Consider the following 12,868-nt stretch of genomic DNA (forward strand, 5'->3'; position numbering starts at 1 on the left):
CGCTCAGGGCCTGCGCGTGATGTAGCCCCAGACCTCGCCGCAGGTCCAGGTTATGGTCAGGATGATGATATACGGCAGCGCTGTCAGGTATCGCAGAAGCCGCCCTTTGCCTGCCTGTGTCAGGCCATGGCGCACCCACAGAACCGGCGGTATCAGTGGGCTGGAAAGGGTATAGGCCAGCCGCTTCGCGCCGCTCATATGCATCGCCCGGATATGACCGAACAGACGCCCCCAATGGAACCGCTCGGGCACCAGCTGGCCCAGCTGGGCCGGAGCACGGACATGATCAACAATCAGCTCATTGGACAAAAGCAGCTCTTCGCCCTGTTCGATCAGGAACCAATGGACGACCGGCTCGCGAAACCGCTCGTTCCACAGATGGCGAGTCGCCTCCAATGCCTTCCGGCTGTAGGTCACGTTCACATCCGAAACCCATTCTGCCGGACCGCTGTCGAACGGCAGGCCGTAGCGACCGAAATCAGTCACATAGAACGCCCAATTCAGCAGCGAAACCGGTTCCTTGCAGTCTATGGCGCCGCCAATGACATTCTGGCCGGTTTGCGCATGCAGGCGCATGACCGTGCGGGCCCAGTCAGGGCGCGGATGCCCGCGGTCTTCGAGAATTGCGATCACGTCACCGGTGGCAGCAGCCAGCCCGGCCGCGCGTCTGCGGTCAAACAGCTCGTGCTGACCTGCCTCGGACGTGATCGGACGGGCAGGCGTGATGCCCCCAAGGTCCAGAAAATTCACATCCGGAAACTCTGCTGCGTAATCGGCGGCCTCTGAGACGCTCGCATCATAAGGCACAATGATTTCCAGCGGCGGTGGGTTTTCAAATGCGGCAACAGAAAGCAAAAAGTCGCGCAGGTAAGAGCCGCCATCGACAATCGTCACGACAATGGAAAGCGTTGGATGATCTGTCACCGCAGGCTCCTGCAACTGGAAAAACCCTGCCTCTTAAAGGCAGATACTGACAAGGCCCGGCCGGGATTCCAATCGCCATCTGGAAACCAATCAGATGTCATGCGGCCATGTCCCCCAACGCATCAAGCCTGACCGGCTGGCCGGTTGCACTGCTTTCGCGCACCGCATCAGCAACCTCGATCGCCCGCAGGGCGGCATGGCCGTCGGAAATGCGCAAACCGGTCTGGCCCGCACAAAGCCCGGCAAATTCCTGCAACTCATCGGCAAAAGACAGCAGTGCCGTGGTTTTCCAGGATTTCAGCTTTTCCCGCAGCATGATCCCGGGATAGCGGCGGTGCTGGCGGGTGGGCTTGCCACCCGGACGATCCATGGTGATCAGCAATGTTTCCATCGGCGCATAAACGCCACGCACCATGCCTTTGCTGCCATAGACTTCGACCTGGCTTTTGTAGCCCTTCCAGTCAGTCCAGGTCGCCTGATAGATCGCCGGAATACCTTCGGGACTTTTGAAAATGGCCATCGCATTGTCTTCGGAACCCGGCTCGTTCCAGACCTTTTCGGTGGCAACGCCGTAAACGCTGGTGATTTCACCCAGCATATGGCGGGCCATGTCGGTCATGTGAATCCCCACATCCCACAGCGCGCCACCGCCAGAAATCTCGGACTTGTATTCCCAGTCATGCACGAATTTCGTCAGACCCTCATGCCCGCCATAGATGCGCACATGATCGACCTCTCCGATCTGGCCCGATCCGATGACATCCTTCACATATGAGAAGGCCGGATAATACCGCATGTTGAACCCACCGCCCAGGGCCATGCCCGCCGCCCGGGCTGCTAAAACGATCCTGCTGCTGGCCTCGGCCGTGGTGGCCAGCGGCTTTTCCGCCAGCACATGCAACCCTCGCTCGAACGCGATCAGGCACAAAGGTTCGCGCACATGCGCCGGGGTCGAAATAATGACCGCATCCATACCGACATCAAAAAACCTGTCCGCGTCGGTAAAGGCCGGCGCACCACTGGCCACAGCTTCGGCCCGGGACATATCCGTATCCATAACGGCGGCAAGCGTGGTGTCGGGATTGTCGATAATGGTCTGCACGCGCATCTGCCCAATCTTGCCGGCTGCGCCGATCACACCGATCCTCATAAAGCTCCTCACTCAAAAACCTTGGGGTGTTACACCCCGGACATCTATAACAGCAGATCATCTGTTAGCGGAGTAGCATGCGCAACCACCCTGCGCTAGGCTCCTGAGGCGCAACGATTTCATGCCTAGATTTGAATTGAAGAAGGATTGGCAACAGTGAACTTCACAGGCTCGGAAAAATTGCAGGGGCAGGCAGTCTTTGTCACAGGCGCGACAGGGTTTCTTGGGGCGCGGCTGGTTCCGGCCCTTCTGAAAAACGGAGCGCGGGTAACGACCCTGTTGCGCAGCCGTCATGGCGCGAAAGACCTTGAGGAAAAGGGCGTCACTGTTGTCACTGCAGCTCTTAGTGATAGGGTGGCGATAGCAGAGACCCTACGCGGCCACGACATACTGATGCATCTGGCCTATGATGTACGGGCCACTTCTGAGAAAAACCTTTCGGATTTTGCCGCATTATTCCGCGCGGCACAGGACGCTGGCATCGGAAGGATCATCCATATCAGTTCCATCGTGGTTTACGATGTCTGGCCCAACGAGGATCTGGATGAAACCAGCCCGGTACAACGCCCAGGCGGCAGCCCATACCGTCAGGCCAAGATAGAGATGGAGAAACAGCTGATGGCCGGCCCCGTCCCGGCAGCCATCCTTCAACCCACTTTGATTTATGGGCCCGGCAGCGCCTTGTGGACCGATCAGCTGACGGAAAATCTTGCTACCGGAACACAGATCCTGCCGCAGCCCGAGGGCCTGTGTAACGGTGTGTTCGTCGATGATGTGGTGCAGGCCATTCTCCGGGCGGCGGTTCTGGAGGATCTGGGTCAGGAACGCTTTGTCATCTCGGGGCTTGAACCGATTGCATGGTCCGACCTTTTGTCGGGCTATTCCCGGATCATCGGCAAAGGTGAGCTGCGATATGAGCCTTATCAGACCCTTTCGGACCGATTAGGGCCTGAGCCCGATCATGATACGGGTCCCGAGACCCTTTCGGCTGCGGCCCGGATCGGAGCGCTTGGCCGTACACTGCTGGGGCGGGACCGGTTCGAAGCACTGGTGCGCGCCATCAAAAGGCGTATGGCGTCCGGCGATGGCGCAGCCTATCCCGACCGGCATCTGCTGGAACTTTTTGCCGCCAAAGGCAGTTGCGGCATTGCACATGCACAGGCGCGGTTGGGTTACCAGCCCGACTACCCGCTTGAAAAAGGCCTGGCAGCAACAGCAGACTATTTGCAAAACCGGTTTGGCTGACGCCATGCCCATTATTTGAAACGCAACCGCATGGCCCGAATTTCAAGGCCGCTATCAAGGCAAAAGCATGCTGCATATCGGTGTAGACGCCAGCTCCTGGGAAAATGAACGTGGCTTTGGACGTTTCACCCGCAATCTGATCCCAGCACTAGCCGCCCGGCAAACAGGATTCTGCTATACGCTGCTGTTCGATCAGGAGCCTACGCGGCCTGTGCCCGAAGGTGTCGATATCCGGATCGCTGGATCGGACAGGCCAATGTCAGAAGCCTCCTCCGGGACCTCGGCCCGGGGCGGTGCCGATCTGCTGACAATGGCCCGGGCGGCCCGGCGTATCGACTGCGACGTGTTCTTCTATCCCGCGGTTTATTCCTATTTCCCCCTGCCCGCCCGGCGCCCCACCGTGGTGTGCTATCACGACACGATCCCCGAACGCTTTCCCGATCTGATCTTTCCCAAACGTCTGAATTTCAGGCTGTGGCAGGCGAAATGCTGGCTGGCCAAGATGCAGGCAACGCGGGTGATGACGATATCGGATGCCTCGGCAGATGATCTGACGCAGATCCTGCGCATTCCCCGTGACCGGATCGATATCATAACGGAAGGGGCCGAACCCGTTTTTCGACCATCTCAGGAAAAATCGGCTCTAACAAAGGCCCGGCAGGCCTATGGCATCCCGTCCGACGCACCCTTGCTGGTCTATCTGGGCGGCTTCAACCGGCACAAGAATGTGCTGCGCCTGATTGAGGCCATGCCTCGGATTCTGGCGCAGGTTCCGGAAACGCGTCTGGCCATCGTCGGGCGCACGACCGGCGCGCGGTTCTGGGACAACATCGAAGACCTGAAAGCCAGCGCCGCGGCCGATGCGGCCCGGTCCGAAAGCATCGTATTCACCGGTGAAATCGACGACCCGGATCTGGCCGCCCTGCTCAATACCGCCGATGCGCTGGTGTTCCCTTCGCTGTGGGAAGGGTTCGGCCTGCCCGCGCTTGAGGCGATGTCCTGCGGCACCCCGGTTCTGTCCTCGGATCGCGGCAGCCTGCCCGAGGTGGTGGGCGATGGCGGGCTGTATTTCGACCCCCTGTCCAGCCAGGCCCTGACGGATCAGGCCATCCGGCTGCTGACCGAACCCGGCCTTCAAGACGACTTGTCACAAAAGGCGCTGGCACAGGCCGCGAACTTCAGCTGGGACAAAGGCGCTGAATTGGCGGAAGAGTCTTTCCGGCGCGCCCGGCGCCCGAAATAATAAAAAATATCGTCCCGATTCACTTTCCCCGGAAAACCTCAACAATTCCCTCCATGGCTGAAAATTAGGCCTGCTTTGGAAACGCAGTGCCGCACTCTTGAACCGGACTGACAAATCTATTGGATTCGCTCTCGTTCCGCCCTATCCGTGGAAAGGGCCGGAATTCCCGGAGGCTTTGCCGCGAATTGATTTCAGTCTGACTTTGCACGACCAGGATAGATTATGAACTGCGAAACCTCACATCATCAGTCCCTCAGACAACGTATTGCGGCGCGCGACGCGCGGGTTGCCGTGGTGGGACTGGGCTATGTCGGCCTGCCGCTGGCGCTGACCGCCTATGACGAAGGGTTCGACACCACCGGCGTCGACCTCAACCCTGACCGGGTTGCGCGGATCAATCAGGGTGATCAGGTCATCTCGTATCTGGCACAGGACCGGATCGCGCAGGCGGTGAACAGCGGGCGCTTCCGCGCAACGCAGGATGCCGCTGCGTTGACCGGGGCCGATATCGTGCTGGTCTGCGTGCCGACCCCGCTGACCGATGCACAGGATCCGGACATGCGCTTTGTCGTGGCGGCCGCGCAGACCATCGCGCAGCATCTGCGCCCCGGTCAGATGGTGGTGCTGGAAAGCAGCGTCTGGCCCGGCGCCACGACCACGCTGGTTCAACCCATCCTCGAGGCGGGCGGTCTGCGGGCAGGGTCCGATTTCTTCCTGGCTTTCTCGCCCGAGCGGGAAGACCCGGGCAATGACAAGTTCGACACGCACAGCATTCCCAAGGTGGTCGGTGCCGACGATCCGCTGTCGCGGCAACTGGTCGAGGATTTCTACCGCGCCATCGTCACCAGCGCGGTGCCGGTCAGTTCAGCCGCCACCGCCGAGGCGGTGAAGCTGGTCGAAAACAGTTTTCGCACCGTCAATATCGCGCTGGTCAACGAGTTGAAGACCGCGCTTGAAGCGATGGACGTGGATGTCTGGGAGGTGATTGAGGCCGCGGCCACCAAACCGTTCGGCTTCATGCCCTTCTATCCCGGCCCCGGCATTGGTGGGGCCTGCATCCCGGTGTCTCCGGCCTATCTGGCCTGGCGCGCCGCGGATGCAGGATCTGATACGCCGCTTATCAATCTGGCCCGCACCAGCAATGACGCGGTGCCCGAGATGCTGGCGGCTCGGATGGCCGCGGAACTGACCGCGCGCAACGGGTCTGCGCTGGCCGAAACCGGGCAGCCCCTGACCGGGCAGCGCATCCTGCTGATGGGCATCGCCTATAAGCGCGATGTCGAGGATACCCGCCGCAGCCCGGCACTGGTGCTGCTGGACGAGTTGGAAAAGCTGGGGGCCGGGGTCGATTATCACGATCCGTATTTCCCCTGCCTGCCGGAAGGCGGCGAATACCCGCAGCTGGCCGGGCGGACCTCGCAGCCGCTGACGGCTGAAACCCTGAAACGCTATGCCGCCGTGGCCGTCATCACCGATCACAGCGCGCCGGATTACGATCTGGTCGCACGCGAGGCGGCATTGGTGTTCGACACCCGCAATGTTTTCGAAAAACAGGGAATCCGGGTGGCGGACGGGCGTCTGGTAAAGATGTGATCAGCCCGGCCATGTCCCGGAAACCGGGATCGCAAAAAAGGCGGGCGGACAGAGAATTAGGCCCCAATACACCCGTTTCGGCGTGTTTCGGACCCATGAAATCGCGCCAATCGGCGGAGCTTTGCACGTTTTGAGGGTTTGGGCGACCACGGATTGCCGCCATAAAATTTTTGCGAAATAGTGCACCCAACATTCCAATGTCTGCAAACAGGCAGTGTCGAACGAGTAGTTGGGGCAAAGCCCCGTCAGGTAAAATAACCAAATTTTAACCCAAGGTGGTTCACAGTTTTGCCATGATTCCGGCGCGGAATCATACCGGGCACTCACCCGGTGGCACAACTACGGCCACTTTGGAAACTGACGCGGCCAAAACCAATGCCGGAGGACCGGATAACATGATGGGAATTCTCGGAATAGCTGTCCTTGTCGGCCTGGGTGCCAGTGGAATTGCTTTGTACTCCGGTATGTCCGTCCTGATGGTGCTGGGGATCTATATGCTGTCAGGCTGGGTGTTCATTCTTGCGGCTGGCCTCGTGATCTTCGCCATCAGGTCTTTCAAGCCGCAGACGCGGGAACAGGATCACGCCTATTCGGGCTGAGCACCTGTGACACCCGGGAAACCGCCGGGACATCTTTCATTGCTGTTGCAAATGCATGGCAAGGCGCCCGTAATTCCGCGCGCCTTAGTCCCGCCCCGCGACCCGCTTGGCCACATATCCCAGAAAGGCCCGCTGCGGATTTCTGATCTGCGGACGCCCCGACGCGGCCCAATAGGCCAGCCAGTCTGCCTCCAGCGCATAGACATCGCGGCCCGGTGCCATCGCCCTGGCCTCCTCCAGCGCCCCAGATGGCAGAACCGGTTTGTCCGGCCCTTCGACAACCTGACCCCGGCGCGAGAAGCGGATCAGGTCTCCGGGCTCTTCGGTCATCTCGTAATCGGGCAGATGATCGGCGGCGATCATGTCCCGGATCATCTTGCGGAACACCCGCCGGGGTGAGGCCGAACCCGACTTCTTCAGCAGCACCTCGACCGATATCCGCCATTCGGGCTGACGCCCGCAATGCTTGCGCGCCAACTCGTAGATCCGCCGCTCCAGCGGTTTGCGCAGGCGGAAGTAATCGCGGCTGAGCGTCAGCACCGATTTTGCCAACACCGCGCGGAACAGCCAGTCGGACAGTTTCACGCTGACGCTGACCATCCGGCCCGCCCGGGTAAGGCGGACGATCTCCCAGCTTTCGATCAGGCCAAAGCCTGTGGTGGTCTCTTTCTCGCCGGTGACGATGTTGGTGGTGATCCGGGTTCCTGCCAGCCGCTCGAACGCCTCGCGCAGGCGCTTGTAGCCGTCGCCGCTGGTCTCGCGGTTGGTGGCCACCAGCAGATCATGCGCCTTCAGATGCAACACCTGGCTGACGGTCCGGCCGGCATTGATCGCCGCCATCAGCTGGCTGATGCAAAAGATCAGGATGTCCTTGTCATGGATCGTCGCCAGACCCCGCACCGAAGGCGTTACCGTGATCTCGACCCCGTTATGTTCGTAATTCAGGATCCGCCGATCCGGTCGGGTCGAGAGCGAAAACATCGGATGCTCCATCGACCCCATATCGGTCTTGGGCAGCGCATCGAAGATATCGCATACAAAAAAATCACCCGTTGGATGCCGGTCAGGCAACAACGCCCCTGACCCGCTCATACTGCCCTGCCCATATGTTCCTGCCCGAATCTTCGTTCGTGGTTTTATTGACGCTTACCGTAAAGTTATCCACAGGAGGCGTAAAGCCGCCGGATCGTGGGTTCAGAGTCACTGCAACGTGGGTTCAGAGTCACCCTTTCGTGGGATCAGATTCACTTGGTGTATCAAAGAACACGAAAAACCTTTTTTTTTCTTATGTTTAAGAACGATGGTCGAACACCGTAACTAATAAAATAACAAGATTCTAACTGAACAATTTTTTGCATCGCGCTTCAAAGCACCGTCTCAACCAGCAATTACCCCTTATTTTTGCTTAGAAAATCCAGTCTTGTACTCATAATGCTTTCGCATGCTGTCTTTTGTGGTATATTGGGGAAAACATAGCACATGGGCAGAATTTCAATGCGAGCAGGCACATCCGAGGGGCTTCCCCCGTATTTCAATATCGACCCGGACCTGGCTTATGAAGAACTTGGGAACCCGACCGGAACCCATGATTTCTCAGCCATTGCCGATGCGTGCGCCCGAGGGCGTGCGGACCTGGCCAGTCGGGGTCTGGAAGAAGGCGGGCACAAAAAACTGCGGCTGTTTTCGACCTGGGAAATCACCAAGTATCTGATCCCCGTTGCCCCTGCTCATTTCCGCCGGGTTCTGAAGGCCAACCCGGATTTGCCTCAGGGGCGATCCGAAACCGAAGGCGGCGCGAAATGGTTCACATTGGACGAGGTGCTGCGCCTGCGGACGCATTTCGCCTCGGAAGGTTCCAAGGCCAAGGAATATCGCCCCTATCGCCCCAAGGGACTGCCGGCAAAGATCGTTTCGGTGGCAAATTTCAAGGGCGGTGTCGGCAAGACCTCGACCTGTGCCCATCTGGCCATGTCCGCCGCTCTGGATGGCTACAGGGTGCTGGTCATCGATCTGGACAGCCAGGGGTCGATGACCTCGATCTTCGGCGGCAAGGTGACCGATGAATGGCAGACGGTGTTCCCCCTGCTGGCGCGCCACTATGCCACCCATCTGCGGCGGGACAATCAGGGACGGCTTGACCGGGGCGAGGCCCCGCATCCGATCGACGACACGCTGTCGGATGCGTTGAAACTGCGCGGCGGCGATCTGATCCAGAAAACCCACTGGCCCAACATTGATCTGATCGGCGCACAGCTGAACCTTTACTGGGCCGAATTCCAGATCCCGGTCTGGCGCATGCAGGGCCGCAGCTGGAAGCTGTGGGATGCGCTGACAGAAACGCTGGAAGAGGATGGTGTGCTGGATGAGTATGACATCGTCTTCATCGATACCCCCCCTGCCCTGGGCTATCTGACGATCAACGGGCTGGCGGCCTCGGATATTCTGCTGGTGCCCATGGGTGCATCGTTCCTGGAATTCGATTCCACCGGCCGGTTCTTCGACATGCTGCATTCCACATTCCAGTCGATTGAAGAGGGGGAGAATATGGCCGCCCGCGCGCTGGGACGGCCCGAGATGGCCTTTCAGTGGGATGCGGTGCGCACGGTCATCACCCGCTATGACGGCAGCCAGCAGGCAGAGCTGGCCGGGCTGATGCAGGCCTATCTGGGCCGCACTCTGTCACCGCACTGGCAAGGCTACACGGCGCTGATCGGGCAAGCCGGGGAACAGGTCAACGGCATCTACGAGGCCGATTACCGCGATTTCAACCGTGAGACCTATGTGCGCGGGCGCGAAACCTTTGACGCCACCTATGCCTCGTTCAAGAAGCTGCTGATCGGCGTCTGGCGGGGCGAGGAGCTGGCTGGGCAGACCGAAGCGGCAGAAACGCCGGAACTGACGCGTTAAGCGGGATGTTTCGCGCGCGAAACACGATCAGCGGTGCCCGGTGCAGAGTCTGATCCGCGCAGGAAAAGGAGAATGTGATGGCAAAACGAAAGCGACTGACCCCTGCCCGGTCGGATTATCTGGACGACACCCGCCCGGCCATCGAGGCGCAATCCATGTTTGCCCCTGAGGCACCACGATCCGCGCCCCCTGTTGCGCAGGTGGCAGGTGCCACGGCGGCACAGGCCGCGCTGGAAGAGCTGTCCGGGGAATTGCGTGCGGCCCGCGCCGAAGGGCGTCTGGTGCAGGACCTGCCGCTGGATACTGTCGAGGAAACCTATCTGGTACGCGACCGCCTGGCCGCCGATGATGCGGATATGGAGGCCTTGAAGGAAAGCCTGAAGGCCCGCGGACAGCAAACCCCGATCGAGGTTGTCGAGCTGGAGGGCGGGCGGTATGGCCTGATTTCCGGCTGGCGTCGGATGACCGCGTTGCGGGCGCTGGCGCAGGAGACGGGCGAGGCGCGGTTTGAAACCGTGCGGGCGTTCCTCAGACAGCCTCAGAGCGCCTCGGACGCCTATGTGGCCATGGTCGAGGAAAACGAGATCCGGGTCGGGCTGAGCTATTATGAACGTGCCCGGATCGTGGCGCGCGCGGCGGAGCAGGGGGTTTACCCGGATGAGGCCGCTGCTTTGCGCGGGCTGTTCGCATCCGCCAGCCGCGCCAAGCGGTCGAAGATCGGCTCGTTCATTGCGATCTATCACGCGCTGGATGAACATCTGCGCTTTGCCTCGGCCATCCCCGAGCGGTTGGGGTTGTCGATTGCGAAGGTCCTGAAGGATGATCCGAAGGCCGCGCGCCAGCTTGCCGGAAAGCTGGATCATACCCGGGCCGAAACATGCGACGCGGAACTGTCGGCTCTGACACGGGCTGTGAACGGTTACGGTTCGGATCGTTCGAAATCAGCTGTATCAGAGTCTGATGCACCGCCCAAAGAGACAATTGGAGACATTCAGTTGAAGCAGAGTCGAAACGGGGCGCAGATCACCCTGTCGGGGCGGGGGATGACCGAGACATTCCTTGCAGACTTGCGAAGCTGGCTGCACGCGCGCGACAACTGATGTTTCGCGCGCGAAACAGGGGTCAGGGGATGGCGCGGGCCTCGTCCGCGTCCCAATCCGTTCCCTTGAAACGTTCGACGATGACGGACTGGTAGTCGAACCTGCCAAGACGTTGCGCATAGTGGCACCGACCGTCGATCGGAACGCCCGGATCTTCGAGCGTGAAGATGGTCAGCTTTTCCCGGCCGTCCGCATCCTTTAGCCGAAAGCGCGTCGGGGCACCGGCAAGGGGCAGAACCTCACAGGCGGGGCGTTGCCAGACAAGCATGTCGTCGGTTCGGCACAGGGCTTCATCGTTGCCAAGATCAATGCACCCGGTCTGCTGCTGCAGCCCGGTTGACGGCTCAAGGCAGACATGGACCATATGACCGTCGTGAAAGACCGCGCCCTGTTCCGGAAATGCGGGGCAGGGGATCGGGCTGGCGGCAACAAATGTCGGTTCCATCGGGCGGTCATAAAGCTCGGTGAAAATACCGGGCACAGGGTTGTTGCGATGAAAGACCGTCCACCCCAGCAGGCCGCCCCAGCTGAGTTCCGGATAGTCGAGCCCACCGGAGATGCGAAAATTGTCGCCGTCAAACCCCGGAGTTTCCGAGACCTGCGCAAAGATCGCGTGCGCTGTTTCCGTATCCCGGCGTCCGGTTTCCACCTGGTCCGACCAAACCGTAATGCTCAGGGCAATGGATAATCCCGCCAAGGCGACCGCACCGCCCTGTACCATGCGTCCAGTGAAAGAACCGCGTTGCCACCAGCCGCATATCTGGCCTGCTGTGATCAGAACCGCGAAGACGGCAAATGGCAGATAAGCCACGACACGCCCCGGCATCCATAGGGTGGCATAAGCAAACCATGCGATCACCGGCAAGATAAACAGCCCGGCAAAAGCGCCAAAGGCCACCCGCACCGCCGAAATCAGGCCAGCCGTCCGCAAGGTGCGGAGCACCGCCCACCCGGACGCCAGCAGTGCCACTGCGAGGGTGGTGGCGTAAATCAGTCGGAACACCCAGGGTGTGTGTTGCAGCCCGCCTGAGTGCAGCCTTTTCCAGAATGTCGGCAGAGCTGCCAGCTTTTGTATAACCTGGTCCGAGCCTGGCTGGCTAAACCGGGTGACTTCTCCGGCATGGGAACTCAGGCCGACGGCGATCCGCCACTCCAGCAGATAGACGAGGATGGCGAAAACAGATCCGATCAGGGCCACGAGGACCGCGCGCGAAACGGTTTTTAGGGAAGATGTGTCGTACCGCATGATCTGAAGTGCGATGAACAGGGCACCGAATGGGGCGAAGGGCTGATAGATCGCGCAGGACAGGGCCAGCATTTGTATGGCGAGAAGGGCACGGGCAAACCACGCCAGACCGATTGGTCGTTCGGCAAGGTTCCAGAACATCCGGTAGGCTTGCAGAGAGAGGGCCAGTGACAGGGGAAACGCGAAGACATGGGATGAGAAGTTCAGCGCATCGATCATGTAGATGTGGCAGATGCTGAGGCTGAATATTGCAGTTGCGGCAAGCGGCGTCTGCCGTTCGTCGGTTGCCGTGCGGGCCAGTGTCCAGGAAATCCAGAACAGGCAGGCAAAGGAAAGGGGCGCCTGAATGGGCGTCAGGAACCGCTCGCCCATTATGAAGACATAAAGCGCCTCCATCGCCCATCTGCCTTCTTCGGTTGTCCAGTTGAGGGGCATGCCGCCAGCAGGTGCCCCGTGAACCTGTCGCCAGTCATCGGGGTTGTATCCATCCAGCAGCAACCCCGGAAGGGTTGCGACGCAAAAGATGGCGGCACTTATCGCCAGAGCCTGCACCAAGGTCAGATTGAAATTCTTTAACACTGAAACACTCCGAACCCGTTCAATCCTTGTGTAGCCTATTGCCGGGACATGCGGTTGAGAAGGTCTGGTTCGTAAGCCCCTTACGCAGCATGAAGCCTGCGATGTTTCCTCTGCTGCTTTGATCAACGTGATCAGGCGTGGTGAATGTAAAATCTGACCTATTTCCCTACAGGTAAAATAAGCATGATAAGAGATACTTATCAGATATAATAGCAAATCTCCGGAGTTGGAAAAGTAACACGCATAAAGTGAGTATATTGCGCGCTAATGCGATTGGGGTTT

The 12,868-nt window shown here is 59.8% G+C and carries 10 protein-coding genes; 6 read left to right on the forward strand and 4 right to left on the reverse strand.

All coding sequences use genetic code 11. The features are described 5' to 3' along the window. Positions 1–3 precede the first annotated feature (3 nt). Both AC2FIR_RS20460 and AC2FIR_RS20465 read right to left on the reverse strand, forming a co-directional pair. A complete protein-coding gene (locus tag AC2FIR_RS20460) occupies positions 4–924 on the reverse strand; it encodes a glycosyltransferase (RefSeq protein ID WP_170682248.1) in 921 nt (306 codons plus the stop codon). A 97-nt stretch (positions 925–1,021) separates the two neighbouring features. Then, positions 1,022–2,074 carry a Gfo/Idh/MocA family protein gene (locus AC2FIR_RS20465; RefSeq protein WP_170682249.1) on the reverse strand — a complete coding sequence of 351 codons (1,053 nt, stop codon included), beginning with the start codon at positions 2,072–2,074 and terminating at the stop codon, positions 1,022–1,024. Positions 2,075–2,230: 156 nt separating this feature from the next. Between AC2FIR_RS20465 and AC2FIR_RS20470 the strand changes: the two genes are divergently transcribed. The 4 genes from AC2FIR_RS20470 (at position 2,231) to AC2FIR_RS20485 (ending at position 6,754) form a co-directional block, all read left to right on the forward strand. Further along, positions 2,231–3,319, forward strand: coding sequence for an NAD-dependent epimerase/dehydratase family protein (locus AC2FIR_RS20470; RefSeq protein WP_496716777.1), 1,089 nt, complete (start codon positions 2,231–2,233; stop codon positions 3,317–3,319). Between the two features lie 67 nt (positions 3,320–3,386). After that, positions 3,387–4,562 (forward strand): glycosyltransferase family 4 protein, encoded by a 1,176-nt coding sequence (locus AC2FIR_RS20475; protein ID WP_496716778.1) that lies wholly within the window; start codon positions 3,387–3,389, stop codon positions 4,560–4,562. 222 nt (positions 4,563–4,784) lie between these two features. Next, a complete protein-coding gene (locus AC2FIR_RS20480) occupies positions 4,785–6,155 on the forward strand; it encodes a nucleotide sugar dehydrogenase (protein WP_170816111.1) in 1,371 nt (456 codons plus the stop codon). Between the two features lie 395 nt (positions 6,156–6,550). Further along, positions 6,551–6,754, forward strand: a complete 204-nt coding sequence (locus AC2FIR_RS20485) for a hypothetical protein (protein ID WP_170616960.1) — start codon at positions 6,551–6,553, stop codon at positions 6,752–6,754. An 84-nt stretch (positions 6,755–6,838) separates the two neighbouring features. Here AC2FIR_RS20485 and AC2FIR_RS20490 read toward each other — a convergent pair whose 3' ends face one another. Then, positions 6,839–7,846, reverse strand: coding sequence for a replication initiator protein A (locus AC2FIR_RS20490; RefSeq protein ID WP_170682253.1), 1,008 nt, complete (start codon positions 7,844–7,846; stop codon positions 6,839–6,841). A gap of 387 nt (positions 7,847–8,233) precedes the next feature. Between AC2FIR_RS20490 and AC2FIR_RS20495 the strand changes: the two genes are divergently transcribed. Together AC2FIR_RS20495 and AC2FIR_RS20500 are read left to right on the forward strand one after the other, a co-directional pair. After that, the gene (locus AC2FIR_RS20495; protein WP_496716779.1) at positions 8,234–9,661 is read left to right on the forward strand and encodes an AAA family ATPase; all 1,428 of its coding nucleotides are present in this window, start codon (positions 8,234–8,236) and stop codon (positions 9,659–9,661) included. A 77-nt stretch (positions 9,662–9,738) separates the two neighbouring features. Beyond that, entirely contained in the window at positions 9,739–10,761 is a 1,023-nt protein-coding gene (locus AC2FIR_RS20500; RefSeq protein ID WP_496716780.1) for a ParB/RepB/Spo0J family partition protein, read from the forward strand. Positions 10,762–10,783: 22 nt separating this feature from the next. Here AC2FIR_RS20500 and AC2FIR_RS20505 read toward each other — a convergent pair whose 3' ends face one another. Beyond that, complete coding sequence (locus AC2FIR_RS20505; protein WP_496716781.1) at positions 10,784–12,586, reverse strand: hypothetical protein; 1,803 nt, start codon at positions 12,584–12,586, stop codon at positions 10,784–10,786. Between the last annotated feature and the right edge of the window lie 282 nt (positions 12,587–12,868).

The sequence above is a fragment of the Ruegeria sp. CDSB136 genome (assembly GCF_059610965.1).

What these genes read in the sequence shown, in the direction of transcription:
- AC2FIR_RS20465 (WP_170682249.1), bottom strand. Translation starts at nt 2,074, where the DNA reads ATGAGGATCGGTGTGATCGGCGCAGCCGGCAAGATTGGGCAGATGCGC.
- AC2FIR_RS20475 (WP_496716778.1), top strand. Translation starts at nt 3,387, where the DNA reads ATGCTGCATATCGGTGTAGACGCCAGCTCCTGGGAAAATGAACGTGGC.
- AC2FIR_RS20480 (WP_170816111.1), top strand. Translation starts at nt 4,785, where the DNA reads ATGAACTGCGAAACCTCACATCATCAGTCCCTCAGACAACGTATTGCG.
- AC2FIR_RS20485 (WP_170616960.1), top strand. Translation starts at nt 6,551, where the DNA reads ATGATGGGAATTCTCGGAATAGCTGTCCTTGTCGGCCTGGGTGCCAGT.
- AC2FIR_RS20490 (WP_170682253.1), bottom strand. Translation starts at nt 7,846, where the DNA reads ATGAGCGGGTCAGGGGCGTTGTTGCCTGACCGGCATCCAACGGGTGAT.
- AC2FIR_RS20495 (WP_496716779.1), top strand. Translation starts at nt 8,234, where the DNA reads ATGGGCAGAATTTCAATGCGAGCAGGCACATCCGAGGGGCTTCCCCCG.
- AC2FIR_RS20500 (WP_496716780.1), top strand. Translation starts at nt 9,739, where the DNA reads ATGGCAAAACGAAAGCGACTGACCCCTGCCCGGTCGGATTATCTGGAC.